This window comes from Cellvibrio sp. KY-GH-1, from assembly GCF_008806975.1.
Lineage (GTDB): Bacteria > Pseudomonadota > Gammaproteobacteria > Pseudomonadales > Cellvibrionaceae > Cellvibrio.
The window spans coordinates 5,208,918-5,235,345 of the sequence record NZ_CP031728.1; the positions used below are offsets into that span (position 1 = coordinate 5,208,918).

Sequence of the window (26,428 nt, forward strand, 5' to 3'; positions counted from 1 at the left end):
TGTTGATATAGGTCTGACCCAAGTATGGAAAAAGAATGCGCAAGCAATTGTGAAAGGATTGGTGAGCAACTATGGAAAAACTGTGAAAGCCTTGAGTGACTTCGAAAAAGACAGTTTTTTGAACAAAAAGCGGTATGAGCAAGGCCATCCATGGCTGGCCATTTGTCCGTGGTAGGTCAAGATGTTTGCAGGCGATAACCGACACCGTACACCGAATGAATAATGTCTTCATTGCAAATCGGCTGCAGTTTTTTACGCAATTTGGTGATGTGCGAATCCATGGTTCGGTCGCTCACTACCCGATGATCTGTGTAAGCGTTTTTTAATAAAGTATCACGCGAAATGACACGCTGTTTATTGAGCAATAACGTTTCCAAAATACGAAATTCAATACTGGTTAATTCAATACATTGATCACCTACACAGGCGTACTGACGCTCTTTATCCAGGCGCAAGCCCTCGTCTTCGCTGGTTTCGGTTTTGCTAGTGCGGCGTAATACGGCTTTAACGCGCGCGATTACTTCGCGTGGGCTAAACGGTTTGCAAATATAATCATCCGCACCCAGTTCAAGGCCGAGCAAGCGATCAATTTCTTCCACCTTGGCGGTAGTCATAATTATGGGTACCTGCGAAACTTTGCGCACTTCCTGGCAAATGCTCAAGCCATCGCGTTTTGGAAGCATTAAATCCAATAACACCAAATCCCATTTTTCAGTGAGGATTCTTTGCAGTGCCAGTTCGCCGTCGCTCACCAGTGTTGCTGAAAAATTTTCACTGGTCAGGTAGTCCTGCAAAATTTCGCCCAGATCAATTTCATCTTCCACAATTAAAATATTCATGCTGATACCTGTAATGGCAATGTCACTGTCACTTTTAAACCACCGAGTTCGCTGCTGCTGATGCTAATTTTGCCTGCATGAGCTTCTACGATATTGCGGCAAATACTCAGACCTAAACCGGCGCCGCCAGTTTCACGGCTGCGCGAGGATTCGGCGCGATAGAGCCGCTCGAATAATTTTTCATGCAATTCCGGATCTACCCCGGGTGTTGAATCTTCAATGGTAAATACGGCGGAATGCATTTCTTTGTAGAGCGATACCTTGATGTTGCCCGGGGACTCTGTGTAGTTAATGCTGTTGTTAAATAAATTCAACAATAATTGTTGCAAACGCTCCGCATCGGCAAAAATCAGCAGCGGTTCTTTGCAGACATGCTGTGTAAGTGTCAAGCCAGCCTGGGTAAGCTTATCCTGCATGGAATTGCTTGTTTCTTCGAGTATTTCGCTAAAATCGCACTCTTGCTTGCGATAGCTCATAGCACCTATGTCGGTGAGCGACAGTTGGTACAAATCATTGATCAGACTGGCAAGGCGTGCCGCGTGCTTTTGCAAGCGGGTGATGGCTTTTGCATCAAACTTGCGGACACCATCTTCCAGCGCTTCCAAATCGGCCTTTAATACGGCGAGCGGTGTCCGCAACTCGTGCGAAATGTCCGCTACCCAACGTTTGCGCGCTTGCTCGGTTTGTTCCAGAGTGTGGGCGAGGTGGTTGAGATGTTCTGCCAACGTTGAAATTTCATCCTGACCTTTTGCGGCGAGGCGCTGTTGATAATCGCCACTACTCAGACGTTGCACATGAGTGGCCAAGCGTTTTACTCGTTGGGTGAGCAGGTATGACAAGGGAATTGCGCAGCCTAGTGCAATGATCAGTGCAACCATCGCTGTAATTAAAAAATGTGTCTGTTGGCGTTTGGCAAATTCGTTGTCGCGTAAGTCGCGCAGCGCCGGGTTCATGGGAACTCCCAAATAGCCAACACATTGCTCTTTGCCATCTATGTTGATAATTAAATCACTATACAAATAGGTTTCGTTGCGCCATTTTTTTCCTGCGATAACTTTTTCCTTTTCATTGAGCAGGATAAAACGTTTATAGGGCTGATGCCGTAGGAAGTCTTCGGGATCTTTGGGGTCTCGGTCGCGATCACCTTCGCGCTTGCCTTTGGTGTCGCGGTGGAAAAAAAAGCGATTGGGTTCACCATCGTCCGGGGGGCTGTTATTTAATTCAGGCGGTAAGGGGAAGGGAATGGGACGCTCACCGCGCTCGCGCAAATTGGCGCTGTATTGCCACACAAACAACTCCCAGTAGTTGCGATTTTTTTTAAACGCATCCCAGTTGCCCGCCATGCGATATTGACGTTCCAGTGCATTAATTAAATTGGCGTTGCGCGAGGTTTCTTTTTGCTCGATGTAGCGATTAAAGCCCAGCTCAAAACTCAGGCGGGAATACAAAAATAATCCGCCGGTTAGCAGCACGGCAAACAGGGCAAACACTAAAAATACTTGTACGCGTAGATTAAATTTCACAGGGGCAAACAACCTTCTTATCGGCGGGAAATGACTAGTCCTGTGAACAGAATATGCAAAATCGTCCATTTGGCAAACCCGGAGAGATTGGCCGCACCCCGGAGACTGGGGTAAAATGGCAATACTTGAGCAAATTACTGGGTTATAACCTCGTTTATCGCTTGTTAACCCGTCTGGCCTGATCTCAGGCTGCTCCAGCGAATTCAGTCCCCCGCAAATTATCGAGGTAGATAAATGGACACGTTAGAAACGATCAAGCAACAAATCAGTGAAAACGCGGTAATCCTTTATATGAAAGGTTCACCCAGCGCTCCGCAATGTGGGTTCTCTATGCGCGCCTCCCAGGCCCTGATGGCTTGTGGCCAGCGTTTTGCGTATGTGGATATTTTAACCAACCCGGATATTCGTACCGAGCTGCCAAAGTTTGCCAACTGGCCGACCTTCCCTCAGTTGTGGGTAAAAGGCGAGCTGATCGGCGGTTGCGACATAGTGACTGAAATGCACGAAAAGGGTGAGCTCAAGCCCCTGATTGACGCCGCTGTTGCCGGTTAATCCTGGTGCGACTTCCAACCTATGAGGGCTGGAAGTCGCTTCTGCGATATTACTCTCTCACTGTTCTCCTTCTATTCTTAGTTCTCGTTAACCATTGGTTACTACCAAAAATACCAGTATGGCGGCGCCAACCAGGCTGATTGCACAGAGAGTGAGGCCCATTAGCCGCTGACGCGCGCGTTTGGCTTCATTGTTTTGGTCTTGCAATTCATGGGCGCGCCAGGCAATCGCTTTGGATTTCACCAGTTTAGCTCTAATCTTTTGCAGAGCTGCTATGTCCTGTTCCAGCCCGTCACGCGGGGTGTCTGTCTGTTCTTGCTCAAGTTGTTTGAGCTTTTTATCCAGTTGCGCGAGCTTGCTATCCAGCGCGGCGGATACTTGATGAATTTGCATAATCAATGCTCTGGAGATGACTGCACCAACCTTAGCAGAAGCGAGTTTTTTTGTCTGGCTTCATAATCAACATATCGTTTTAGGGTGAAAACCTAATAAAATACTTTAAGTTTTAACAGCTTGTGCTATAAACCTGCCAGCTTTCACAGCTAGCTTGTTCCTCACGAGTTGGCTTGTTACCAGAGGAGAAGGGCACCCATGTTGAGAATGTTTAAAGTACAAGGCAATGCGCTGCGGGAAGATAAGCAGCCAGACGAAAACACCCGCCTTGCGCTGAATAACGCTCTCTGGATTGATGCCCGCGAACCCTCTGATGAAGAGCGTGAGGAGTTAAATACCTTCCTGCGTGCCGAACTCCCGGAATCTGAAGACGTTGAGGAAATCGAATTCTCGGCGCGTTACTTTCAGGACAGTGTCGGTATACACGTTCACTCCCTGTTTCTTGCCCCCGGCGATTCTGGTCGTCACAGCACCGCAACTGTTGCGTTTATTCTGCAAGACAAACGTTTAATTACCGTGCGTGACGGCGACCTAGCTGATTTTCGCCTGTTACGGATGCGCGTGCGCGCGGGACAGGTGAATGTTACCTCACCGCAGGATTTGCTGGTGACCATGTTTGAGCAAAAGGTGGAGAACCTCGCCGACGTATTGGAAGACATCCATCGCAAGCTCGAAGAAGTCAGCCACATGGTGCTGGAGGATGAAGAGGCAGAGCTGGAAGATGCAATTGACCAGTTGGCCAAACTGGAGGATAGCAACGGAAAAATTCGGCTCTGCTTGATGGATACCCAGCGCTCAATTTCCTTTTTGCAGCGTCATCTGCGTGAATCTTTTGAGCTGCAGGAAACCGCGCGGGAGATCAAGCGCGACGTAGACACCCTGATGTCGCATACCGCATTCCTGTTCGACAAAATCAACTTCCTGATGGATTCCACCCAAGGCTTTATCAATATCGAACAAAACCAGATTATCAAGATCTTCTCCATTGCCGCCATGGTATTCCTGCCACCAACTGTAGTAGCCAGTGCCTACGGGATGAATTTTGAATACATCCCCCATTCAGACTGGAAATACGGGTTCGTAGTTGCCGTATTGCTAATGCTGCTATCTGCCGTTTTGCCCTACTGGTATTTCAAGCGGAAAGATTGGTTGTAACCTTCGTCTGCCGTGCAGCTAAAGTAAAAACGCCACTCGGGCAACCTGGTGGCGTTTTTGATGGAGGCATTCGGGCATGCAGGGGAATCAGGGGGTGTAGTTCACTGCTATATGAAAGCCCAGTTCAAACGCATCAGCGCGCAGGGTTTTGCCGCCGCCATTGAGGGTGATTTTTCGCTCCACATCTACTTCTCCCAGGCTAAAGAGCGAGCGCTCATACTGATCTACGTAGACCAGTTCCAATGACTTCTCGCTGTTTTGCTCGCCGTCGTTTGGCAATAACTCACCTTGAGGAAGTGTGAGTAGTTCGGTCTGCAAATACTCGCTCTCTGGGGAAAGCAAATCTTCATAGGCTAAATCATCCGCCACGGCGGGCAGGCTAAAAAAGAATGTTAAAACGCTTGCGATCAGCAGGTGTTTCATTAATTTCTTGAACTCGTGTGGATACTGAAAGAGGGAGATTTGTTTGTTTTTTGAACGGGGCGCAGTATATAGATTGAGCAGGCTGGCGGTGATACAAAAAGAAACACTTTTTAGATTTTTTTAGTATTGAAAAGAGACAATTGATAATTTTTATAAGTTATTTTTTTGTTAATGGAGAGTTTTTGGCTTTTTGTGCGTGTTTTGTTATAAAAAGCGGCCCTTTCGGAAACAGCCAGTCGTTTTAGGTTCAAAATAAACGTGCAAAAACGGGCTAATCCTCAACCCATTCCCAGCGCAGCGGTTGACCGAAATCGTCGAGAATTACTTTTTTACGTGGTTTAGGCTTTTTAGGTTTCAACAGGAGGGTAGGCTTTTTACGCGCTTCAATAGCGGCAACTACGTCTGGCAAGGGGGTGCGATCTTCATGACTGGAACCTTCAAAGAGCGCCACCAAAGGACCACTCGCATCCATACGCCCGCTCAAGCCGCGGGGTACTTCACTAACCTGGCCACCATTGTCCAGGTACTGGCGGATTTGCTCCTCCAGTTCCTGATGCAGCTGACGGCGGGTTTTTGTGGGTTTGATCATGGTGCCCAAATGACCTGTTAAGCCAGAAACGATGGGTAAATCGGACGCGCCACTAGCGGCGCGGCCTGCCAGCATAACAGTCGGGCGAAGGTCAGATCAAATTCCCGCCTGTGCATGTCGGCGGTTATAAGGCCGGTATAGATTAATAAAATGGCGCGCCTCGCATCGCGCGCCACCTTTAGGTAAACTGCGCTCCTTTAATCGCCCGTCGTTTTTCCGCGTTGTAGATATGACCCAAGCCAGCCTTAAAATCACTGAAATTTTCTATTCGCTGCAAGGTGAATCCAATACTGTGGGCCTGCCGACTGTATTTGTGCGCTTGACGGGATGCCCTTTGCGTTGCGGCTACTGTGATTCTGAATACGCTTTCTATGGCGGCGAGCGCCTGGCATTGGATGAAATACTCGCGCGCGTAGCGGCCTACAATCCTAAATATATCTGTGTGACGGGTGGTGAGCCACTGGCGCAGCGCGAATGCTTGACGCTGCTCTCCTTGCTGTGTGATGCCGGTTACTCAGTATCACTGGAAACGAGCGGCGCTTTACCGGTTGATGATGTTGATCCTCGTGTGGTGAAAGTCATGGACTTAAAAACACCGGGGTCGGGTGAGGTAGGGCGCAACCGTTGGGAAAACATTCCGTTGCTCAGTGGGCGGGATCAGATCAAATTTGTCATTTGTGATCGGGCGGATTACGAATGGGCACGTTTTAAACTGGATGAGCATCAGTTAAAGACCAGGGTGGCAGAAGTATTGTTCTCGCCCAGCTTTGGTCAAATTACTCCGCTGGAATTGGCAGAGTGGATTCTCGCCGATAATTTACCGGTGCGTTTTCAGTTGCAATTACACAAAATATTGTGGAATGACACTCCGGGTCATTAAGTATTTTTTTGGGCTTCCTGGTGCGTATAGGGGCTGGTTTTTCTGCAGGTGCTTTCTATGTCACAACAAAAAGTCATGTCGCAACAAAAAGTGATGTCGCAAAAAAAAGCCGTCGTGCTTGTCTCGGGCGGTTTGGATTCAACTACCGTGCTCGCGATAGCGCGCAGCCAGGGCTATGAATGCTATTCCATGAGTTTTGATTATGGTCAACGCCATCGCTCGGAATTGTTAGCGGCTGAGCGCACAGCGAAGGTTCTCGGAAGCGTTGACTACAAAGTGATTAAACTGGATTTGCGTTCAATCGGTGGTTCTGCGCTAACCGATGAATCTATCGCAGTGCCGGAAGAAGAAACGGGTGGCATTCCTATTACCTATGTGCCGGCACGCAACACCATTTTTTTGTCTATCGCGCTGGGTTGGGCCGAAGTCTTGGGATGTGACGATATTTTTATTGGCGTTAATGCGGTGGATTTTTCTGGCTACCCCGATTGTCGCCCGGAATATATCGCCGCTTATGAGACCATGGCGAACCTCGCCACGCGCGCGGGCGCTGAAGGCAATAAGCTGCACATTCGCACGCCGTTGATTAAACTAACCAAGGCAGAAATTATTCAGCAGGGTATTGCGTTGGGAGTTGATTACAGTTTGACGGTGTCCTGCTATCAAGCAAATGATCTAGGTGAGGCTTGTGGCAAGTGCGATAGCTGCCGCCTGCGTAAAATTGGTTTTGTCCAAGCCGGCGTGGCAGATCCAACTCGCTATCGCGTTTGACGCGTATCAACAATAATTTTTTGCAATCAGTTGCTGTTCAAATTCTGCAATTGGTAAAGGCTTACCAAAGAAATACCCCTGGAACATGATGCAACCATTTTGTTCCAGGAATTTCTTCTGCTCGTCCGTTTCTACGCCCTCTGCAATTACCTGCAAATTCATATTTTGCGCCATTGCAATAATGGTGCATGCGATCACTGCATCATTGGGGTCAATGGCAATATCGCGCACAAAAGTCTGATCAATCTTTAATTGCCCCAACGGCAAGCGTTTCAAATAGGAGAGCGATGAGTAACCTATTCCGAAATCGTCCATGGAGAATCCTATTCCCTCATTTTGTAGTTGCTGCATCTTCTCGATACTCTGATCAACGTTCTTAAGAAGCGAGCTTTCCGTTAATTCGAGTTTTAATAAACGCGGATTGATGCCGGTGGTTTTTACAATCTGTAATACATCTTCGACAAAGTAGAGCTGGTTAAATTGAATGGGGCTCACATTGACCGCTATGCTCAGGTTGGCAAAGGCTGGGTGATGGCTCCATTGCTGCAATTGCTCGCATGCCTGACGTATTACCTGGCGGCCGATATTTACAATCAATCCGGTTTGTTCAGCAACCGGAATGAAATCAGCAGGTGAGATCATGCCATTGTGTGGGTGTATCCAGCGTAATAATAATTCAGCGCCAATCGCTTTATGGTGGTTATCGATTTGCACCTGGTAGTAGGGAATTAATTGCTGGTTAGATTCGTATGCTGTGCGCAAATCTGCTTCAATCGCGGCCCGTTTTTCCAACCGTGATTGCATATTCGGATCAAAGAAGCGAATCGCATTGCGACCACTGTCTTTGGCTTGATACATAGCAACGTCAGCGTGACGCAACAGGTCGTCAATACTGCGCGTCTGCCCTTTAAATAAATTAACGCCGATACTAATAGTACAATGATAAACCGACTGCATCAGTGGGTAGGGAAGGTTGATTAAATCATGCAGTTCTTCTGCGCGCTTTTTGGCTTCCAATGCGGCTGTCTCTGCTTCTTCTCCCAAGTTATCGAACACTACCACAAATTCATCGCCGCCAAGGCGTGCAGCCAAATCGGTAGAGCGAATCACGCTGCTGATGCGCTCGGCTACCTGTACCAGCAGTTGGTCTCCGATGTGGTGGCCGCGCGTATCATTGAGCAATTTGAAGTGATCTATATCGATAAACAACAAAGCGCCATGCTGATTGACTCGTGCACTTTGCGCGGTGAGTAGCTTTAAGCGGTCTTGCAGCATGCGGCGATTGGGCAGCCGTGTCAGCGGATCAAAAAATGCCAAGCTATAAATTTTTTCCTGGTCCTGGGCGCGACGTAATTCACCGCCGATGCGATCGGCAAAAATTAATAGCAGTGAATTAATTTGGGGTGAAACTGGTAGGGGGGTTTCCGCCATCGCGATTAAAATGCCCACGGGGTTGCCCTCGGCGTTGCGAATGCCTACGCCCATGTAGCTTTCGATATTGTGCTGCTGAAACAGGTCGTCCTGCGGATAACGTTCACGCGCTCCTGAAGTAACAAAGCACAGATTTTCATCTACTACATCGGCGCAAGGAGTATTGCGCAGTGAGTAGGTAAAATTATCCTGCAGTACACCTTGTTTTAGATAAGTGTGAGTCGTTGCTTGAGCAGGTGAGCTCGGGCTGATTAAGCTGATAAGTACGTGTTCTGCGCCTATAGCGTCGGCCAGTGCTTTTAAAATGGTGACAAAAAAATCCGGCGCTGAAGCGGCGTCTGCCGCCGCGGCTGCTAATGCCAGATCCAGCCCTTTGCGTTCGGTAATATCCTGCATTGTGCCTTGAATCAGGCTGGCGTCACCCACAATAATGTTGTCGCCTTGTAACTGAAGCCAGAACTTCTGATTGGCAATTTCCAGGCGCAACTCCAGGGCAATTGTTTTTTGTTGGTTTTCACTTTCATGTAATACATTTTGCAGGCTTTCGCGCTCATTGGGGTGAATAAACTCCGCAATGAAATCGCCCATATTGCCCTGCAGTTTTTCGGGCGGGAACGCGAATAGCTCCTGCATGGAAGGGCTTAAACTGTAAGTATCGGTTGCCGGATTCCAACTCCAGTGTGCAATCCGAGCCATAAGTTGTGCGCTTGCCAAACGTTGTTCGCTATGGCGCAAAGCAGCTTCTATTTGTTTGCGTTCGGCCAGCTCTTGTTCAACTCGCAAGAGCGCTTGGCGTTGTGGACCCAAGTCTATATCCAGACAGTACATTTCTTTATAGTCGGGTGTATCAATGAGTACATGGTTGGAGTAGACCCAGACTTCTTTTCTATCTTTTCCAAGCAGAGCTAATTCGCCGGACGGAATAGCCTCATCTTTCTCGTGCCAGTTTTCTATGCCTTGATACACCATATCGCGCATAAATTCTGGAATGATTAAGTCTTCGAGTTTTCTGCCCATCGCCTCGGCGGCGGTAAAACCATAGAGATCTTCGCTCGCTTTGTTCCAGAAGATCACTTCATGGAATCGGTTGTAACCTTGCACAGCAATATTGCGTGTGGTTTCAAAAATATTGCGAAAGCGCTGTTCGTTGGCGAGGTCGGTTTGATGCGTGTGAACACGCTTGGTGATGTCGCGTGCAAGGCAAATAAATCGGTCGTCGTCCCGGTGCGTGCCGGCACGTTTGGCGATTGACAGTTCGTACCAAAAAACCTGGTCGCCCTGCTCAATCATGATGCTTTTGCCTTGGGATATGCCCCAGCTGTCGGCTTCACCCAGGGCGCTTATCCACACTGAAACCGAGCTGGATGACAGGGTTTCAGACAGGTTTTTGCCAAGGACCGTTGGTGCTGATAAGGCGTGATGTTCATTGCCGCCGTTAAACGAAATTACCTGCCCCTCGCGATCAATTTCAAATAGTAGATCCGGAATAGCATGGAGCACCGCTTCCAGATAGTGCTTTTGTTGCTCCTGCTCCTGATTGGACTCACCTAACTGGGAAGTGGTTGATGCGATCTCGGTGTGAGCGGCAGTAATCATGAGTCCAAGCAGCGTCATGCTGGCGGTATAAATCCAGATCACCCAGTAGCTAAGTTGCCAGTCTGGAAGTGCAAATGGCCCTAAGTGGTGAACGCTCGACCAAATGGCAATAAAGCTAAATCCCATAGCGGTCAGCGCGGAGCCTGGCAATCCAAAGCTAAGCGCGGCCCAGGCCACGCAAACAAAACTGGAGAAAACAATCGGTAGATGAATATTGTCACCGTAGTTATTTAACGGAAAACATAGCACCCCAACGATCAGACTAATTGCAAAGACGATAATAAAATCGAGCGAGCGCGAGCGAATTTTGTCGATATGGATTTGGTTGATATTGGCAAGCAGGGGAGTGGCAAGAAACACTCCGAGAGTGTCTCCCATCCACCACACCAAAATCATCAGTAATGCTGTTTCCAGAGGTTGGTGCAAGTGCGTACTTAAAGCCAATCCTCCCCCGACTGCTGATATCAGCATCCCTAAGGAGCCAAGCGTTAAAAAGCAGAGGGTGTTGGTGCGATGTAGGTGGGTTATGTTGCATTTGGCCCAGCGTAACAGCAGGACGCTAGCAATAGGCGCGAGGGTACTGGTGGTGGCAATTGATAGGTTGGTCAGTAGTGAAGAACCAGTGAACAGGTTTAGCGTGAGTGCAGCGAAGAATATTCCGGGCCACAGGCTTAGTGACCAGCGATAAAGCGCCGCAACAGCAATGCCACTCGGCAACCAGAACAGGGTCACCTTATCGTTTTCAAACGGGACGCAAAGCCCGAGCCAGCCTGTAAGGCTGTAGGCGAGAAATACCAGTGTTAACCGCGCAAGCCAGGAGCGCTTGGCTTGCGAAACTCCTTCAGCGGATGAAGCAGAAAGCATGCATCTGTCTCGTTGTCGACCAGGACTTGGTTATTTCTTTGTTTATGCCTGTGACCTAAAAAATCCGGGGTTGCCTTTAGATCATTTCTATCGCCCTCAGAAATATCTTTAGACGATTTAACGGCTGTTTTAAAGAATAGGTTAGTTTGGTGCCTGTGTCGTGAAAGTTTTTCCCTACGCAGATTTCCTCTCGGTGCTCATCCTTTATTCATTCCCTGCGCCTGCATGAGCCACCCTTATTGAGCAGTGACTGTCGATAAAGCTAGCAAAAAGATTCATTAATAATCAATTGCTCTTGTTCGAACCGCTATTGTGCATGAATATTGAAAAAATGCTTGTTTTTTCAATCCAAAACATTATTATACGCGCCTCGCATTTAGGGTCGTTAGCTCAGTCGGTAGAGCAGTTGGCTTTTAACCAATTGGTCGCTGGTTCGAATCCAGCACGACCCACCACTTAAACAAAGCGTGCTTTAAAAGTGTATTTGCGAACCTGATTCAGGGTCGTTAGCTCAGTCGGTAGAGCAGTTGGCTTTTAACCAATTGGTCGCTGGTTCGAATCCAGCACGACCCACCATATTCCGGTATTGCAGTCTTCTAGTTGCAATCCAATAAAAAAGGGCACTTTATCAAGTGCCCTTTTTTATTGGATATTGATAATGGCTGTTAATGCGGCCGCTCGCTAGTAAGTGTGTTTGAGATGTTGTTACAAGCTGTCATGCCGGCGAATTGGGTGTGATAAAATTGCGCACAAATTAACTCATCGGCACTTCGGGTAAGAGTCCAGTGTAGATGCGTCTTTCTCTGAGGCGATTTCATGTCTGAATTTATTAATTTGGCTGCGCGCGATTCTGCGGCGCAGGATCTGGTTAAGCAGCATCTTGCTCGCGCCTGGAGTGCTCCCCAGTACACACCTGAACAGGAAGCAGAATACAAAAGCCGTATCAAGGCTCTGCTCAACCAACACAACGCGGTGCTGGTTGCTCACTATTACACTGACCCCCTGATTCAGGCATTGGCTGAAGAAACTGGTGGTTGTGTTTCTGACTCTCTGGAAATGGCCCGTTTCGGTAAAAACCATGCTGCAGATACGCTGATTGTTGCCGGCGTAAAGTTTATGGGCGAGACTGCAAAGATCCTCACTCCCGAGAAGCGCGTGCTTATGCCCACCCTTGAGGCGACCTGCTCGCTGGATTTGGGGTGCCCTATCGATGAGTTCTCTGCTTTCTGTGACCTGCACCCCGACCGTACCGTCGTGGTGTATGCCAACACCTCGGCCGCCGTTAAGGCTCGTGCTGATTGGGTGGTAACCTCCAGTATCGCGCTGGATGTAGTGGATTATCTGGATCGTCAGGGTAAGAAAATTTTGTGGGCGCCGGATAAGCACCTGGGTGCCTACGTTCAGCAGAAAACCGGTGCTGATGTGTTGCTGTGGGATGGCGCCTGCATCGTTCATGAAGAGTTCAAGGCTAAGGGGGTTGAGGATCTGAAGCTCCTCTATCCCGATGCAGCCGTGCTGGTTCATCCTGAATCACCCAAGGCTGTGGTTGAGTTGGCTGATGTGGTGGGTTCCACCTCTCAGTTGATCAAGGCGGCGGGTACCTTGCCAAACCGCGAGTTTATCGTGGCGACTGATCAAGGGATCTTCTACAAAATGCAGCAGGTGAACCCTGATAAAATATTCCACATTGCCCCGACTGCTGGCAGTGGTGCTACTTGTCGATCCTGTGCTAATTGTCCTTGGATGGCCATGAATGTATTGGATAATCTGGCGTCGGTATTTGATCGGGCAGATAACGAAATTCACGTGGATCCGGCGCTGGGTAAGCAGGCGATGATCCCCTTGCAGCGTATGCTTGATTTCAAAAAATAACTATTCGTGCTTTCTGGCTGGGTTTTGCTTGTTTCGTACAAGCCCACTCAGTACCATTGCGCGTCTTATTAATTGATTACCCCAACTTTTTTGTATTGCTAGCCCATGTTGTTAGCTAATGGAGCGCTCCGATGATTCAAGGCAGTATGGTTGCCCTGGTTACCCCGATGAATGCAGATAACAGTCTTGATTGGGCAGCGCTGCATAAATTGGTGGACTGGCATCTGGAGCAGGGTACTCATGCGATTGTTGCTGTGGGTACCACGGGAGAGTCTGCAACCCTGAATGTTGATGAACATTTGGCGGTCATTAAGAAAGTGGTTGATCAGGTCAATGGGCGGATTCCTGTAATCGCAGGAACTGGCGCTAACTCCACCTCCGAAGCAGTCGAATTAACCCAGGCAGCTAAAGATGTGGGGGCTGATGCGTGCTTGTTAGTGACGCCTTATTACAACAAACCGACACAAGAGGGATTGGTGTTGCACCACACTCACATCGCGCGCGCGGTGGCTATTCCTCAAATCCTCTATAACGTACCCGGTCGCACGGGCGTTGATATGAAGCCGGAAACGGCCCTGCGCCTTGCTTCGGTACCCAATATTATTGGCATTAAAGAGGCTACCGGCGATCTGGATCGCGCCAAAACATTGATAGATCAGGCACCAAATGACTTCGCAATTATCTCTGGTGATGACGCTACAGCAGTTGATTTAATTCTTTTAGGTGGCAAAGGGGATATTTCTGTCACCGCGAATGTCGTACCTGCGGCCATTGCACGTATGTGTGAATTGGCGCTGGCGGGTAAGGCTGAAGAAGCACGCGCTATCAATGAGCGTTTGCTACCTTTGCACACCGCCATGTTTGTGGAGTCAAACCCGATTCCAGTGAAGTGGGCTGTTGAACAATTAGGCCTGATCCAGTCGGGAATTCGCCTGCCGTTGACGCGTTTGTCAGAGCAGTATCACCAACAGGTTAAAGCAGCTATGCAGGTAGCCGGGGTTTAAGCGGCGTCACTGCTGCTGTCGATGAGATGATTCATGAGTCCTATTAAAACAATGCCTAAAACAACCAATACTTTTCGTGTATCGCGCCCTTTGCTGTTGCTATGTGTCTTAGGGTTGGGTTTTTCACTCTCGGGTTGCGGAATGTTTTTTGGTAAAGATGGGGTTTTTCGCAGTCGTGAAGCGGATTACCAAAAGGCCGACAATATTCCACCGTTGGTTCTACCGGCGGGTAAAAAATCGGAAACTATGGGGGAGTTGTATCCAATTCCTCCCATCACGGCGGCAGATTTTGGTTATGACCCGGATGCGGATTATGAAGTGCCGCGCCCTATGCCTTTGTCTGCCAATCTGGAACAGGAAAATGTAAAAATCCAGCGTGTTGGTGGCGAGAGTTGGATTCTGATTAACGCTGCTCCGGGAGAGGTTTGGCCGCGTATCCGTAATTTTCTCAATACAAACACCCTTGCGGTGAGCAAGGCGGATATCGGGAAAGGTATTATTGAAACCAGTTGGCTGCAGTTCAAAACTGATTTGACAACTTACGATCGCTATCGCATGCAAATCGATCAAGGTGTACAACCGGAAACCACCGAAATCCACATCACTCACATGAGTGTTCCCACTTCGGAAAAGCCGACGGCCGATATGTCCTGGCCGCGTCGCTCGGTCAATGCAGAGCGCGAGAAATGGTTGCTAGATGAACTTGCTGCCACTCTTGCCAGCGAAGCTGATGGTGTTGGTACATCCTTGCTTGCACAGGATATTGGCGGTTCAGTGAAGGCCAATTTGAGTATGCTCGCGGGCGAACCTTTGATGACGATCAAACTGGATCGTGTGCGTACTTTGGCAACGCTTAGCTATGCAGCCAAAAAAGACGGCTTTACTACCTTTGATGTGGATGGTGATGCAGGGCTCTATTATGTTGAGTATCTCGATCCGGAAGAAAATAAGCCGGGTTGGTTTAAGCGGGTGTTGCACATCGGCTTGAATCCAAAACCTCCAACAAGCCCATATTCGCTTGAGCAGCTGCAAAGCAAACTGCCAACGGGCGATGCGTTTGAAAAGGCCCCTCGTTCCGATCGTGACGAAGAAAAAGCAAATCCGGATGCGCCTGGCTATTTGATTGTGGTAACTGGTACTGAAGGGAATTTCGTGGTGCGCGTGCGCGACCCCTATGGCAAGCGTTTGACTCCCCACGAAGCCCGCGAGTTGTTAACCGTATTGCGTAAAAACCTGATTTAATGACCGTATCACTGCGCTTTGCTTCACTGGGAAGTGGTAGTCGTGGCAACTCGACACTGGTGGAGTGGGGCGCAGGAACCCTGTTAATTGATTGTGGGTTTAGCGTTAAAGAAACCAATCAGCGACTTGAGCGATTGGGCAAGCGTGCGGAAGATTTGACTGCGATACTGGTTACCCATGAGCATGCCGATCATATAAAGGGTGTTGCTCCGCTGGCGCGACGCTATGATCTACCGGTCTACATGACCCCGGGTACATTTCAAAGTCGCGATCTCGGCGAATTGCCGGATCTGCGTTTGATCGAAGGATACGCGCCCTTTGAACTGGATCAGCTTGGTATTACGCCTGTAGCGGTTCCCCATGATGCGAGGGAGCCTGCGCAGTTTATTTTTGAATACGCGGGAATCCGGTTGGGGATATTGACGGATCTGGGTAGCATTACCGCCCATGTGGAAGAGCACTATCAGGGTCTCGATGCCATGGTGCTGGAAGCTAACCATGATCCATTTATGTTGGCTTCAGGGCCTTATCCCCCTTCGCTCAAGCAGCGGGTTGGCGGCTTGTGGGGGCACCTTAGCAACCAACAAGCAGCGGGTTTTTTGCAGCGCCTGGAGTGTTCGCGTTTGCAGCACTTGGTTGTGGCGCATATCAGCCAACAAAATAATTCGCTGGAGCTGGCTCAGGCCGCTCTGGCACCTGTCACGGCTGAGGTTAAACACATAACCTATGCCTGTCAGAATCAGGGTTTCGACTGGTTATCAGTTTTTTAAATTTTACTTTTTACAGACATAGCAGGCCATTCAATGGAAAAGCGCGAACAACTTTACGCTGGCAAAGCCAAATCCATCTACAGAACTGACGATCCTGATCAGGTGATCATGCTGTTTCGCAATGATACCTCTGCGTTTGATGGTAAGCGCGTAGAGCAGCTTGACCGCAAGGGTATGGTGAACAATAAGTTCAATGCGTTCATTATGACCAAGTTGCAAGAGGCGGGCATTCCTACTCATTTCGTTAAGCAGCTCTCTGATACTGAATCCCTGGTAAAAACCATGAAGATGATCCCGGTCGAGTGCGTGGTGCGCAATCTGGCTGCCGGTTCATTGGTGCGTCGTTTGGGTGTACAGGAAGGCTTGGAATTAAATCCACCTACCTTCGAGCTGTTTCTGAAAAACGATGCGTTGGGCGACCCAATGGTCAACGAATACCATGTGCAGTCTTTTGGTTGGGCAACTCCCGAGCAAATGGCACGCATGAAAGAGCTGACCTTCAAGATCAACGCGGTTTTAAAAGATCTATTTGCAGCGGGAAATATGCTGTTGGTGGATTTCAAAGTGGAATTTGGGGTTCACAAAGGCGAAGTGATTCTTGGCGACGAGTTCTCACCAGACGGTTGTCGTTTGTGGGATAAAGACACCCGCGAAAAGCTGGATAAGGATCGTTTCCGTCAAAACCTGGGTAATGTAGTTGAGTCTTACGAGTTGGTTGGCCAGCGCTTGGGCTTAACCTTCTGATTTCAGCTGGATGAAAAAAAGGGGCTTTGGCCCCTTTTTTTATAAGGTTATTTTGTGTGATTGTTTCGTCGAAAAGTCGCCGCAGTGATTTTTGACGAATCCTGCCTATAATCAAACAATAATTTGGTCCAGGCATTGGGCCTACCACTTGTGGAGAACTATAGTGAACGAACGCCGCTTATTTGAACGTACATCAACCTCGGTACGCGTAGAAATGTCTCATCCGAGCTTTGGGACTATTGTTGGTTTTGCCAGAGATATTTCTGATGGCGGTGCACAGGTGCAAATTGAAAACCAGGTGTGCCCACCGGTTGGTACCGAAGTGATGGTGAAGTTTAAGAAGGCTGTTGGTGCAATCAATGCGGAGCCGGTGCGCATGCGCGTAGTACATCAATTGCGCAATACTATTGGTCTGATGTTTGTGCGCGGTGCCGTATAAGTTTTAGCGCCCCTAATAGGGGCGCATTCCCTCCCGGAATTCATTCCGTTGTATCAAGATTTGCTACATTGCTCGGGAAATTTTAAGTCCGGTTTTTGGTGCTGCAAATTTGCTGCTAATTGATACAGATCTTTGCAGCTCATGCCCGGATTGTACGTGGTATCGAGCTGTTGCAGATGTAGTAGATTCAACAGCGGAGCCGGGTTTTTAATTGAATTGTTATTGATCAGCAATACGTCTAATCGCCCTAATTTCCCCAACGTATTTATATCGCTTATCTGGTTGTTGGCCAGATTAAGCTCCGTCAGCGCAAAAAATTTATCCAATCCTGTCAGCGAGATAATCCCGGCGTTACTGCAATTTAGTCGTGTTAACTCCTCGGCTTTGGTAATTTTTAAATCGTAAATCGTTTGCTCAACACACGCGTGTAATTTTACATCGGCAATCTGGTAGTTGGTAAATAAAGGTGCTGGGGTATACACCGTTTTATCGTTTAGGCTTACAGAATAATTTTTACAACCCTGGAATAAAGTGCTGCACAAAAGCGTTAACGCGAGTAAAGGAAATTGAATTTTCATAGTGAGAATCCTGTTGTTGTTAGCCCGTTATTTTCAGGTAACGGCGACGACGATTTCTAGAAGTGTGAAATGGTGTTCACTTTAAACAGATAGCTGAATGGCGGCAATGCTAGAATTTGCAATTCAGTATTGGTTCAGTTGAAGACATCGAAAATTCACCTGTAGAGGTCAAGATTTCACATCGACAATCTGTAAGCGGCAATGTTCTGGGTTCTGTAAAACATTTACGCGAATTGCCGGTCTGACAAAAACAACATGCATGTTCTATTGGAGGTTTACCATGAAATACCTGATCGCTTTGATCCTTTCTGTTGGCCTGATTGGTTGTACCACAACTGATCCTTATACCGGTGAGCAAAAAACCAGTAAAACGGCCAAAGGGGCGGGTATAGGTGCAATTGCTGGCGCTGTATTGGGCGCTGCTACTGGCGATAACGCCAAGGATCGCCGTGAGCGCGCGTTAAAGGGCGCAGTATTGGGTGGCGCGGTTGGCGGAGGGGTGGGTAATTATATGGATCGCCAAGAGGCCAAATTACGCAAAGAGCTGCAAGGCACTGGCGTACAGGTACAACGCGATGGCGATAACCTGACATTGGTTATGCCGGGCAACATCACTTTCGCCACTAACAGCGCTGATATTCGCTCAGACTTTTTTGATGTGTTGAACTCAGTGGCAAAAGTACTGGCTGAATTCAACAAAACTTCCATCCGTGTGACCGGTCATACCGACTCGACCGGTGGTGACAAGATCAATCTGCCGCTTAGTGAGCGTCGTGCAGACAGTGTTGCAATGTATCTACGTAGCCAGAAGGTGAGCAGTGCCCGTATCCAGTCCTATGGCTATGGTTCTCGCTACCCGGTAGCGAGTAACGATACAACAACAGGTCGTGAGCAAAACCGCCGCGTAGAGTTGGAGTTGGTTCCGAACGAACAATAATCTCTTATCTGTAGGTACAAAGCCGCCTTGGGAAACCGGGCGGCTTTTTTATTTTTAAAAATCAACAAGTTAGAATTGTGTGCTAATTTTTTAGCAGGATTTGCTTGACTGGATATTTATAGGTGCTAATTTATTAGCATGATGCTAAAAAAGCAGCATGTCTGATAGGTGCAGCACCTTGCTCAAAAGATTACTTAACAAGGTTATTACTATGACATTCGATGACTTGGATAAAACCGCTGCCGCTCAACTGAGTCGTCGCGAGCGGCAAATAATGGATGCGTTGTTTGAGGCGGGGGAGCTATCAGCCCAGGATGTGCGCGCCGCTATTCACGATGCCCCAAGCTATTCCGCTGTGCGTGCGCTTCTGGCAAAACTGGTAGAGAAAAAAATCGTCGACTTTCGCGAGGACGGTCCTCGCTACATTTATTTCCCGGTTGTTGCGCAGGAGGAAGCACGTGCTTCGGCGCTGCATAAGTTGCTCAAAACATTTTTTGGCGGTTCTACGACTGCAGCGGTTAACGCTTTGTTGGGTATGCAGCGCGAAAAGTTAAACGCAGATGAGGTGCGTCAGTTGCAAGAGGCGATTGATGCTGCTGCGCGCGACGAAAAATCCAGCGCGGGGAATTAAGTTTTCTAGCCAACGTGTTGCAGCATTTTTATAACAACAAGCAGGTGCTTTATGAATACCCAATTTGTTGCCAGCATCATTGTTTCCGGAGTAATCAAACCCATCGCGTTGCTCTTGTTAATTGCAGTGCTGGGTTGGTTTGTACGAAAAAAATCTGCTTCCTTGCAACACTTTGTGCTTAGTCTTGGCGTTATCAGTTTATTTATTCTAAGCTCGCTTGCCATTGGTTTGGCAGAGGTTAGGTTTGCTGTATTTCCATCCTTGGCGCAGTTGTTTCAAATACCAGAGGCATGGCTGATTGCTCTGAATCAGTGGCTTGTTGATTATTCATCTCTTCGCCATTTTCTACTGATGGCGGGAATCTATTTATTACCAGCCACATTTTTATTGTTCTATTTGTTGGCGGGAATTTTCGGGTTGTGGTTGCAGACTCGCAAGTCTGAATCCGTTCAGTCTCCACAATTAATTAACCAGTTGGATGCCTTGCGCCAGTTGATAGACATCCAGCGTACCATTCAATTAGTGGTATCGCGTGATGTGGATTCACCGCAGACCTGGGGATTGTTTCGCCCAGTGATTATGTTGCCACGCGAGGTGTTGTTATGGGATGAAGACAAACAGCTTAGCGTATTGATTCATGAGTTGGGGCATATTGCTCGCTGGGATTGGCTGACGACTCTGTTGGTAAAAATCACCTGCGCGTGTTTTTGGTTTTTGTTGCCGGTCTGGTGGATCGCGCGTCAAATTTATCAACAAGCCGAAATCGCGTGCGATGATTACATTTTTAAGTTGCGCGATAAGCACTTGGTATACGCACAAAATCTGTTGGCGATTGCCGGCACTGAAAAGCCGGTGCCGCACACGGAAAGCTTGCGTATGCGTGGTCATTCGCCGGTATATCAACGCATTATGGCGCTTTTGGATAAGCAGCGCCCACATCAGTCAGTACCTATGGAGGATGCGCAGTACTGGGTAATTTGCGCCGTATTATTGCTAGCATTTTTTGCCAGTGTGCAATTAATTCCGTTGCAGGAGCAATTGCGTAAACAGGCGAATTATTTACTATCGATTCAGTGGCCCGATGAAGAATCTGAAATTGTTGCATCGGAAAATAGCGCAGTTGTCGAAGAGGAATTTAGCTGGGAGTTATTGCAACGATTGAAACCGATCGAGCCACACCCCTTGCCGCGGGATTTTATGGAGGAAACCCTGGTCAGTGTTGCGAAACCGAATAAGCAAGATCTACAAGAGGATGTCGTCATACCCAATGCGAGTGAGCAATCCACTGCCATTCAAATTCCCTCGATTCAGGTGCAGGGATATTTGCCGCTGGAGTTAGCCACCCCTGAATATCCTGCCAGTGCTTTGCAAAAAGGGCTGGAAGGTTGGGTCAGAGTTGAATTTTCAATTGATTCACAGGGGGGCATTGTTGATCCACAGATTGTCGAGCACGAACCTTCTGCGATTTTCGATCGTGCGGTGTTAAGCGCATTAAAAAAATCTCGTTATCGCCCTCAATTATTAGATGGTCAGCCAGTTATTGTGCATGGCGTAACTGAAACTTTCCGTTTTCAACTCACACCCGCCAACCCCGGCATGCGCCGACGATAAAGTCGCTCCTCGTTTTTTCCTGCTAACACTTATTTTTCTAAGGCCCATCCCGGGCAGGGCCAGTTATTGCCCGAAAAAACCAGAGGCATAATCATGACTAAATCTATTGCTCACCCACCTTTTGAAAATAGTTACTACCCGCATTCAAACCCGCTCTTACGTGCGCTTGGCGTATCCCCATTAGCGATAGTGGTTACCTTGCTGTTGCTCTACGCAATGCAACAGCTAATTCATATGGATGCACCTACGGTTGAGGAGAAACCAATACAAAAAATTCCCCCAATTAATATGAATATACCAACAGAAATTAGTGTGCGTCATGAGGAGCCACCAATTCGTCCGGTCGTTATTGAACAGCCTCCCAAGGTATCGGTGATCCCGCCAATCGATGTGGAAATCGACCCGGGCATGCCGGGTATGGGTGGGCCAATTGCTACTGAAAAAACCCCTATAAAAGGCATTGCCGCAGTAGGTCAAATGACTCCTTTTATAAGGATTCCGCCGCAATATCCACAAACGGCATTGAGCAAGGGCATTGAAGGTTATGTGGATGTAATGTTTGATGTAACTGAACTGGGCACCACCGATAACATTCGTATTATTGCCTATGAGCCTTCCAGTGTTTTTAATAATGCTGTGCTCAAAGCAATTAAAAATTGGAAATACAAACCCAATGTGGTGGATGGTGTTCCGGTGAGGACGCCGGATGTGCGTGATCGCGTGCGCTTTAATATGGATAAGCAGTGATTGCCTCTCCAGGACGCAGAAGGGATAATGGGTTTATTCTTTCAGTTTTCAGTCCCGGTTATGAACGACGCAATTGCTATTTTATCTAACAACGCTTCCACATCAGCCCAAGCCGAGGCACTTGCGCAGCTCCTGCAAGTGCCGTTATTGCGCGATCAGTCGCCTGAAATTATTACTGAGTATAATTTCGTAGTGCTATTTGATACAGCGAATATTGTGTTGCAGCAAACCGGACGCAAGGCGCCAGGGCCGATATTGGCAGAGTTTACCGAAGGGGCCGTAGACCACCGGCGTAAATTTGGTGGCGGCAAGGGGCAAATGATCGCGAAAGCGGTGGGCGTTAAAGCGGGTTGTTTTCCAAACGTGTTAGACGCAACAGCAGGTTTGGGTAAAGATAGTTTTGTGTTGGCTAGCCTTGGTTGTGTGGTGACCATGTTGGAGCGTTCGCCAATTGTGCAAGCGTTGTTGGGTGATGGTTTAAAACGCGCAGCACATTTTGCACAAGATCAAGATACAGAATTATATGCACTGCTGCAAAAAATGACGCTAGTAACGCAAGACAGTCGTGAATATTTAACTGGGCTTACGGAAGAAAATTTTCCCGATGTAATTTATCTCGATCCCATGTTCCCCGAGCGACAAAAAAGTGCCGATGTAAAAAAGGAGATGGCAGCATTTCATTCGATAGTTGGTGTGGATGAGGACGCAGACGCCCTCTTGCCGCTCGCATTAACACGCGTTAATTATCGCGTCGTAGTCAAACGCCCGCGCAAAGCGCCATTTTTGAATGGCCAGACACCTTCCTATCAATTGGAAGGAAAATCCAGTCGTTACGATATCTACACCATCAAAAAATTACCGGATCAATTGCGTGCCTGATTATCGATTGAGTTGCAATTCGGCCGGCTTTTTCCGCCAGTTATAAATGAGTGCAAGACAAAGGCAACCCGAGAATCCGGTGGCGAGATAAAAACCGTACTTTACATGACCGAGTAAATCGCCAATAAGGCCCATCAGCAATGGCCCTAGTGCAGCAGCTACTGCCGTAAAAAATAAAATCACACCGGCAACGGCGCCGTGTTCATGCTTGTCGAAGCAACTAATACCTTTGGAATTTAGCGTGGGGTAAATCATCGACATAAAAATGCCGGACAAGGGCAATAAAAAAACCGCGATGGTTGGGCCGCCGATTGCGCTTCCCAAAAAACACAGAAAAATGCAGCTGCTAAATAGGACCATTATTGTACTCCATTCAAACCGCAACAAAATCCAGGCCCCCAAAAAGCGCCCGCTGGCTCGCAGTACAAAAAAGATGGTGAGTGCGTAAGCCGCTAGTCCTGTCCAATCGCCTTGATAGTCTTGTAGAAATGTAGGCATCCATACATAGATGGCGACCTCGCTTGCCACATAAAGTGCGATTAGTGCAGAGAAACCCAGCGCGAATGGGTTACGCAACATTGTTAGTGTGCGTGACAAATCAATTTTTTCCGCATCACTCGGCGGGCGCGTGTGGGGGTAGCGCACGCGGCTGGCGATTAGCATCAGTAGTACGCAAATTCCTCCCGCTACTAAATACAAGTAGGTCCAGGATATGCCTTCTGCCAGCAAGTAGGCTACCAGCGCGGGCCCAATAATCGCGCCTACACCAAAAAAACCCTCCACGGTATTCATAGTGCGGGTGTGTTCCTGCGTGGAATGGCTTATGTCGCCGATCAGTGCCAATGCTCCGGTTTTAAAAATACCTATAGCACACCCGGACACCAGCAGTAGCGTGACGAAAAATTCAAATTGTTTACCCAAGGCGAACAAGAAGCAGGCGAGGGCAAACAGACTAAGGCCAAGCAGGATGGTGTATTTGCGTCCAATCCTGTCCGCCAAAAAACCCAAGGCAATCCCGCTCAGGGCGATGGCGATCATGGGGGCGTAATGGAATGCGCTGGCTTGTGTGAGGCTGAGTCCGAATTCCTTGATGATCACCGGAATAATGACGCCAACGGCGTCGGTAGTCATGGCGAACATAGTGAACATCAGGAAGGTTAGCCAGCGGATCAGGCGCAGGTTGTGTTGCTCGTGCAGTGCGGACACGTTATTGCCCTCGTGAGATCGCCCGGCGCTTATGGGATTTGAGCGCCAAAGCGGTTAGGATTATTAATATTGGTTGACTTAATTATTCACAGTGGTTTAATTAAGTCAAATGAAAACTGCTGCCTTAACGCGCAGATGGCAGATTTGGGGTTTCTCATGAGTAAAGGTAGCAATTCCAGCGGATTACGCCGGTACAACGAACGGGTATTGATTAGCAGTCTTCGAGGATTGGGGATGGCATCCAAATTCGAGTTGGCGAAGTTAGCCAATCTCACGCCCCAAGCGGTAACCCGCATCATCGACGATCTTGAACAAGCGGGCCTGGTGGAGCAACGAGGAAAGATCCAACGGGGATTGGGGCAGCCATCAACTATGTACGCGCTGAATCCCAAAGGCGCCTATTCAATAGGCGTTAATGCCGGGCGCAATGACATTCAAATTCTGTTGATGGATTTTTGCGGGACCGTGTTGAGCAAAGTCGCGCACGAATTCACCTTGCCAGATCCGGATTTTTTGGTGGAAAAAGTAGTACAGGGAGTGAGTTATTTACGTTCGAGTCTTTCACCGGAGTATCAACCACGCATTGTAGGCGTGGGTTTGGCCATTCCTTGGTTTATGGGCGCCTGGCAACAAGAATTAAATATGAGTGATGAGTTGTCGCAGCGCTGGAATAATTTCAATCCGCGTGAAACCTTGGCAACAAAAATTGAGTTACCCATTTATGTTGAAAATGATTGTTCGGCCGCCGCTGTCGCTGAGTTGAAATTGGGTTGTGGTGCCCGAGTGGATAATTTTTTGTACATGTTTATCGGCACTTTTATTGGCGGCGGTGTTGTGTTGCATGGCGAGCTTGAATCGGGGGTGCACGGCAATGCGGGGGCGCTCGCATCAATGCCTGTTACCCAGTCGCGGTTGGAAACAGTACCACCCGTTAGTGGTCCCTTTGAAACCCTCGCTAACCGCGTTTCTATCTATGCATTACGTCGTCATCTAAATGCGCGCGGGTTTTCGATCACTAATATTTCACAATTACCAAGCTTGCTACCAGCGGCGCAAGCTGCATTGGATGAATGGATTGACGATGCAGTTGATGCGTTTGCGTTTGTAGCATTATCAGCAACGGGCATTTTGGATTTGGAGGCAATTGTTCTTGACGGTAATCTGCCGCGTGATCTGGTGCAAACATTAGTTGAAAAATTAACTGAAAAAATAAATCAGTTTACCCCGGTAGGCGTTCATAAACCGGAGGTAATTGTCGGCAGTATTGGGCCGGATGCGCGCGCTATGGGCGGAGCTATATTACCGCTATATGCGCATTTTTCGCCGGATAAAAGCGTGATGTTGACCAATAATTAGTGATTGGGGTTTCTATCCAATCCTGTGAATAGAAAGGGGAGATGACTATGTTGCAGTTGCGCGATAAATGGGTTTGGGATTTTTGGTTTGCGGTGGATGGAAGCGACTACCACATTTTCTATTTACAGGCGGACAAGTCATTGGGTAATCCGGATTTGCGCCACTGGAATGTTTCTGTTGGTCACGCGGTATCATGTGATTTAATTCATTGGGATATTCTTCCGGATGCACTCGCACCCACAGCAAATAATGATGAAGCTCCCGACTCATTTACAACCTGGACGGGTAGTGTGGTGCGCTATCAAAATGAGTGGTTAATGTTTTATACCGGCACCATGCGCGCCGAAAAAGGTTTGATACAACGCGTATGTCTGGCGCGTTCAACAGATTTAATTCATTGGGTCAAGGAAAAGCAGAATCCTATTGTGCAGTTAGATGAGCGCTGGTACGACGGATTAAAGCTCGCGTATTGGCACGATGCGTCCTGGCGCGATCCTTGGATTTTGTTTGATAAAGACCAAAATGGAAATGATTTATTTCATATGCTGATTACCTGTAGAGTTAATCGCGGTGCGCCCGATGGCCGCGGCGCAATTGGCTACGCAAGTTCGAGCAACCTTGTCGATTGGCATGTCGGTGATGCGTTCTTGGCGCCCGGTTGGTACGGTGAAATGGAAGTTCCGCAGGTGCAGTATATCGACGGACGCTATTATTTATTTTGTTCGGTTTCTACTCGCTTTCATTCGACGTTACACAATGAACACCTGGATGTAATTCCGCAAACGGGTATTAAATATTTTGTGTCTGAGCAGTTGTTGGGGCCTTACGAAACACTCGGAAACAGTTTTCTTACTCGGCCCGAACAAAACGGGCTTTATGCGGGGCGAGTAATTCAGGGGCCGGATGGCAAATGGTATTTTATGGCATTTCTCGGCAATGATTCTGGCGGAGAATTTCAAGGTGTTATCATCGACCCAATTCCAATAGCAATCGCGGCCGATGGCACCTTATCGCTAGCTAGCGCGGCCACCTAGTCTACTTTCTCGGGTAGGGCATGTGCATCGCGCGTAGCGCGTTTGTCGCTATCAAAACTATTTTACGTTGATACTCCGGGCGATTATTTCGCCCTTTTTTACGTTCAAAAAATCGCTTAAGAGCAATTGATATAAAGAAGCTAAAAACAATAAAAAAAAGATCAAAGGCTTTTCTTGATAATATTAAATCACAGTGATTTAATTAATGGCAGGTGATCAATAACAGAGTCGATTCGCTACTAGCATTAGAAATGCCTCGCCATAGGTCAGAGTAAGTGCAACGGATTTTTTCTAACGGCTCGGAGGTAGCGATTGCAAGACTTCCCATTTATGAACGTTGCGCAAGAAGTTTTTCTCGTGGT

The 26,428-nt window shown here is 48.1% G+C and carries 26 protein-coding genes and 2 tRNA genes; 20 read left to right on the forward strand and 8 right to left on the reverse strand.

The window, feature by feature from the left end; genetic code table 11:
* Positions 1-176: 176 nt before the first annotated feature.
* Positions 177-839 carry a response regulator gene (locus tag D0C16_RS21890; RefSeq protein WP_151034304.1) on the reverse strand — a complete coding sequence of 221 codons (663 nt, stop codon included), beginning with the start codon at positions 837-839 and terminating at the stop codon, positions 177-179.
* Entirely contained in the window at positions 836-2,362 is a 1,527-nt protein-coding gene (locus D0C16_RS21895) for an ATP-binding protein (RefSeq protein ID WP_151034305.1), read from the reverse strand. The genes D0C16_RS21890 and D0C16_RS21895 overlap by 4 nt, the downstream gene beginning before the upstream one ends.
* Positions 2,363-2,415: 53 nt before the next feature.
* Here D0C16_RS21895 and D0C16_RS24655 point away from each other — a divergent pair, with 53 nt between their 5' ends.
* Together D0C16_RS24655 and grxD are read left to right on the forward strand one after the other, a co-directional pair.
* Entirely contained in the window at positions 2,416-2,544 is a 129-nt protein-coding gene (locus tag D0C16_RS24655) for a hypothetical protein (RefSeq protein ID WP_255481950.1), read from the forward strand.
* Between the two features lie 52 nt (positions 2,545-2,596).
* The gene (gene grxD, locus D0C16_RS21900; protein WP_151034306.1) at positions 2,597-2,914 is read left to right on the forward strand and encodes a Grx4 family monothiol glutaredoxin; all 318 of its coding nucleotides are present in this window, start codon (positions 2,597-2,599) and stop codon (positions 2,912-2,914) included.
* A gap of 87 nt (positions 2,915-3,001) precedes the next feature.
* Here the strand turns inward: grxD and D0C16_RS21905 are convergent, their stop codons facing one another.
* Complete coding sequence (locus D0C16_RS21905) at positions 3,002-3,307, reverse strand: hypothetical protein (RefSeq protein ID WP_151034307.1); 306 nt, start codon at positions 3,305-3,307, stop codon at positions 3,002-3,004.
* A gap of 198 nt (positions 3,308-3,505) precedes the next feature.
* On the opposite strand from D0C16_RS21905, the gene corA reads away from it, so the two are divergent.
* Positions 3,506-4,462 (forward strand): magnesium/cobalt transporter CorA, encoded by a 957-nt coding sequence (gene corA / locus D0C16_RS21910; RefSeq protein ID WP_151034308.1) that lies wholly within the window; start codon positions 3,506-3,508, stop codon positions 4,460-4,462.
* Between the two features lie 87 nt (positions 4,463-4,549).
* Here the strand turns inward: corA and D0C16_RS21915 are convergent, their stop codons facing one another.
* A complete protein-coding gene (locus tag D0C16_RS21915) occupies positions 4,550-4,885 on the reverse strand; it encodes a hypothetical protein (RefSeq protein ID WP_151034309.1) in 336 nt (111 codons plus the stop codon).
* 271 nt (positions 4,886-5,156) lie between these two features.
* Positions 5,157-5,549, reverse strand: a complete 393-nt coding sequence (locus D0C16_RS21920; RefSeq protein WP_225318811.1) for a hypothetical protein — start codon at positions 5,547-5,549, stop codon at positions 5,157-5,159.
* A gap of 154 nt (positions 5,550-5,703) precedes the next feature.
* Between D0C16_RS21920 and queE the strand changes: the two genes are divergently transcribed.
* Positions 5,704-6,354 (forward strand): 7-carboxy-7-deazaguanine synthase QueE, encoded by a 651-nt coding sequence (queE, locus tag D0C16_RS21925; RefSeq protein ID WP_151034310.1) that lies wholly within the window; start codon positions 5,704-5,706, stop codon positions 6,352-6,354.
* Between the two features lie 93 nt (positions 6,355-6,447).
* Positions 6,448-7,125, forward strand: coding sequence for a 7-cyano-7-deazaguanine synthase QueC (gene queC / locus D0C16_RS21930; RefSeq protein ID WP_151035065.1), 678 nt, complete (start codon positions 6,448-6,450; stop codon positions 7,123-7,125).
* Positions 7,126-7,131: 6 nt separating this feature from the next.
* On the opposite strand, the gene D0C16_RS21935 is transcribed toward queC, so the two are convergent.
* On the reverse strand, positions 7,132-11,016 hold the full coding sequence (locus D0C16_RS21935; protein ID WP_151034311.1) for an EAL domain-containing protein: 3,885 nt from the start codon (positions 11,014-11,016) through the stop codon (positions 7,132-7,134).
* A 379-nt stretch (positions 11,017-11,395) separates the two neighbouring features.
* Here D0C16_RS21935 and D0C16_RS21940 point away from each other — a divergent pair.
* The 8 genes from D0C16_RS21940 (at position 11,396) to D0C16_RS21975 (ending at position 17,087) form a co-directional block, all read left to right on the forward strand.
* Positions 11,396-11,471, forward strand: a tRNA-Lys gene (locus tag D0C16_RS21940).
* 45 nt (positions 11,472-11,516) lie between these two features.
* Positions 11,517-11,592, forward strand: a tRNA-Lys gene (locus tag D0C16_RS21945).
* A gap of 240 nt (positions 11,593-11,832) precedes the next feature.
* On the forward strand, positions 11,833-12,888 hold the full coding sequence (nadA, locus tag D0C16_RS21950) for a quinolinate synthase NadA (protein ID WP_151034312.1): 1,056 nt from the start codon (positions 11,833-11,835) through the stop codon (positions 12,886-12,888).
* A gap of 131 nt (positions 12,889-13,019) precedes the next feature.
* Positions 13,020-13,892 carry a 4-hydroxy-tetrahydrodipicolinate synthase gene (gene dapA / locus D0C16_RS21955; protein WP_151034313.1) on the forward strand — a complete coding sequence of 291 codons (873 nt, stop codon included), beginning with the start codon at positions 13,020-13,022 and terminating at the stop codon, positions 13,890-13,892.
* A gap of 33 nt (positions 13,893-13,925) precedes the next feature.
* Positions 13,926-15,134, forward strand: a complete 1,209-nt coding sequence (gene bamC, locus D0C16_RS21960; protein ID WP_225318812.1) for an outer membrane protein assembly factor BamC — start codon at positions 13,926-13,928, stop codon at positions 15,132-15,134.
* A complete protein-coding gene (locus D0C16_RS21965) occupies positions 15,134-15,904 on the forward strand; it encodes an MBL fold metallo-hydrolase (RefSeq protein WP_151034314.1) in 771 nt (256 codons plus the stop codon). The genes bamC and D0C16_RS21965 overlap by 1 nt, the downstream gene beginning before the upstream one ends.
* Positions 15,905-15,937: 33 nt before the next feature.
* Positions 15,938-16,648: a phosphoribosylaminoimidazolesuccinocarboxamide synthase gene (purC, locus tag D0C16_RS21970; protein WP_151034315.1), complete on the forward strand. Its 711-nt coding sequence runs from the start codon at positions 15,938-15,940 to the stop codon at positions 16,646-16,648.
* A 163-nt stretch (positions 16,649-16,811) separates the two neighbouring features.
* Entirely contained in the window at positions 16,812-17,087 is a 276-nt protein-coding gene (locus D0C16_RS21975; protein ID WP_151034316.1) for a PilZ domain-containing protein, read from the forward strand.
* Between the two features lie 53 nt (positions 17,088-17,140).
* On the opposite strand, the gene D0C16_RS21980 is transcribed toward D0C16_RS21975, so the two are convergent.
* Positions 17,141-17,665 carry a leucine-rich repeat domain-containing protein gene (locus tag D0C16_RS21980; RefSeq protein WP_151034317.1) on the reverse strand — a complete coding sequence of 175 codons (525 nt, stop codon included), beginning with the start codon at positions 17,663-17,665 and terminating at the stop codon, positions 17,141-17,143.
* Between the two features lie 280 nt (positions 17,666-17,945).
* Here D0C16_RS21980 and D0C16_RS21985 point away from each other — a divergent pair, with 280 nt between their 5' ends.
* The 5 genes from D0C16_RS21985 to D0C16_RS22005 all read left to right on the forward strand — a co-directional run bounded on the left by D0C16_RS21985 (position 17,946) and on the right by D0C16_RS22005 (position 22,470).
* Positions 17,946-18,602, forward strand: a complete 657-nt coding sequence (locus tag D0C16_RS21985; protein WP_151034318.1) for an OmpA family protein — start codon at positions 17,946-17,948, stop codon at positions 18,600-18,602.
* A gap of 211 nt (positions 18,603-18,813) precedes the next feature.
* Positions 18,814-19,233 (forward strand): BlaI/MecI/CopY family transcriptional regulator, encoded by a 420-nt coding sequence (locus tag D0C16_RS21990; protein ID WP_151034319.1) that lies wholly within the window; start codon positions 18,814-18,816, stop codon positions 19,231-19,233.
* 51 nt (positions 19,234-19,284) lie between these two features.
* Positions 19,285-20,844 (forward strand): M56 family metallopeptidase, encoded by a 1,560-nt coding sequence (locus tag D0C16_RS21995; RefSeq protein ID WP_151034320.1) that lies wholly within the window; start codon positions 19,285-19,287, stop codon positions 20,842-20,844.
* Positions 20,845-20,937: 93 nt separating this feature from the next.
* The gene (locus D0C16_RS22000) at positions 20,938-21,591 is read left to right on the forward strand and encodes an energy transducer TonB (RefSeq protein ID WP_151034321.1); all 654 of its coding nucleotides are present in this window, start codon (positions 20,938-20,940) and stop codon (positions 21,589-21,591) included.
* A 60-nt stretch (positions 21,592-21,651) separates the two neighbouring features.
* Positions 21,652-22,470 (forward strand): class I SAM-dependent methyltransferase, encoded by an 819-nt coding sequence (locus D0C16_RS22005; protein WP_225318813.1) that lies wholly within the window; start codon positions 21,652-21,654, stop codon positions 22,468-22,470.
* Here D0C16_RS22005 and D0C16_RS22010 read toward each other — a convergent pair whose 3' ends face one another.
* Positions 22,471-23,619: a sugar MFS transporter gene (locus D0C16_RS22010; protein ID WP_151035067.1), complete on the reverse strand. Its 1,149-nt coding sequence runs from the start codon at positions 23,617-23,619 to the stop codon at positions 22,471-22,473.
* Positions 23,620-23,832: 213 nt separating this feature from the next.
* Between D0C16_RS22010 and D0C16_RS22015 the strand changes: the two genes are divergently transcribed.
* Positions 23,833-25,032, forward strand: a complete 1,200-nt coding sequence (locus D0C16_RS22015) for an ROK family transcriptional regulator (RefSeq protein WP_191968592.1) — start codon at positions 23,833-23,835, stop codon at positions 25,030-25,032.
* Between the two features lie 47 nt (positions 25,033-25,079).
* Positions 25,080-26,066 carry a family 43 glycosylhydrolase gene (locus D0C16_RS22020; RefSeq protein WP_191968593.1) on the forward strand — a complete coding sequence of 329 codons (987 nt, stop codon included), beginning with the start codon at positions 25,080-25,082 and terminating at the stop codon, positions 26,064-26,066.
* Positions 26,067-26,428: the final 362 nt, after the last annotated feature.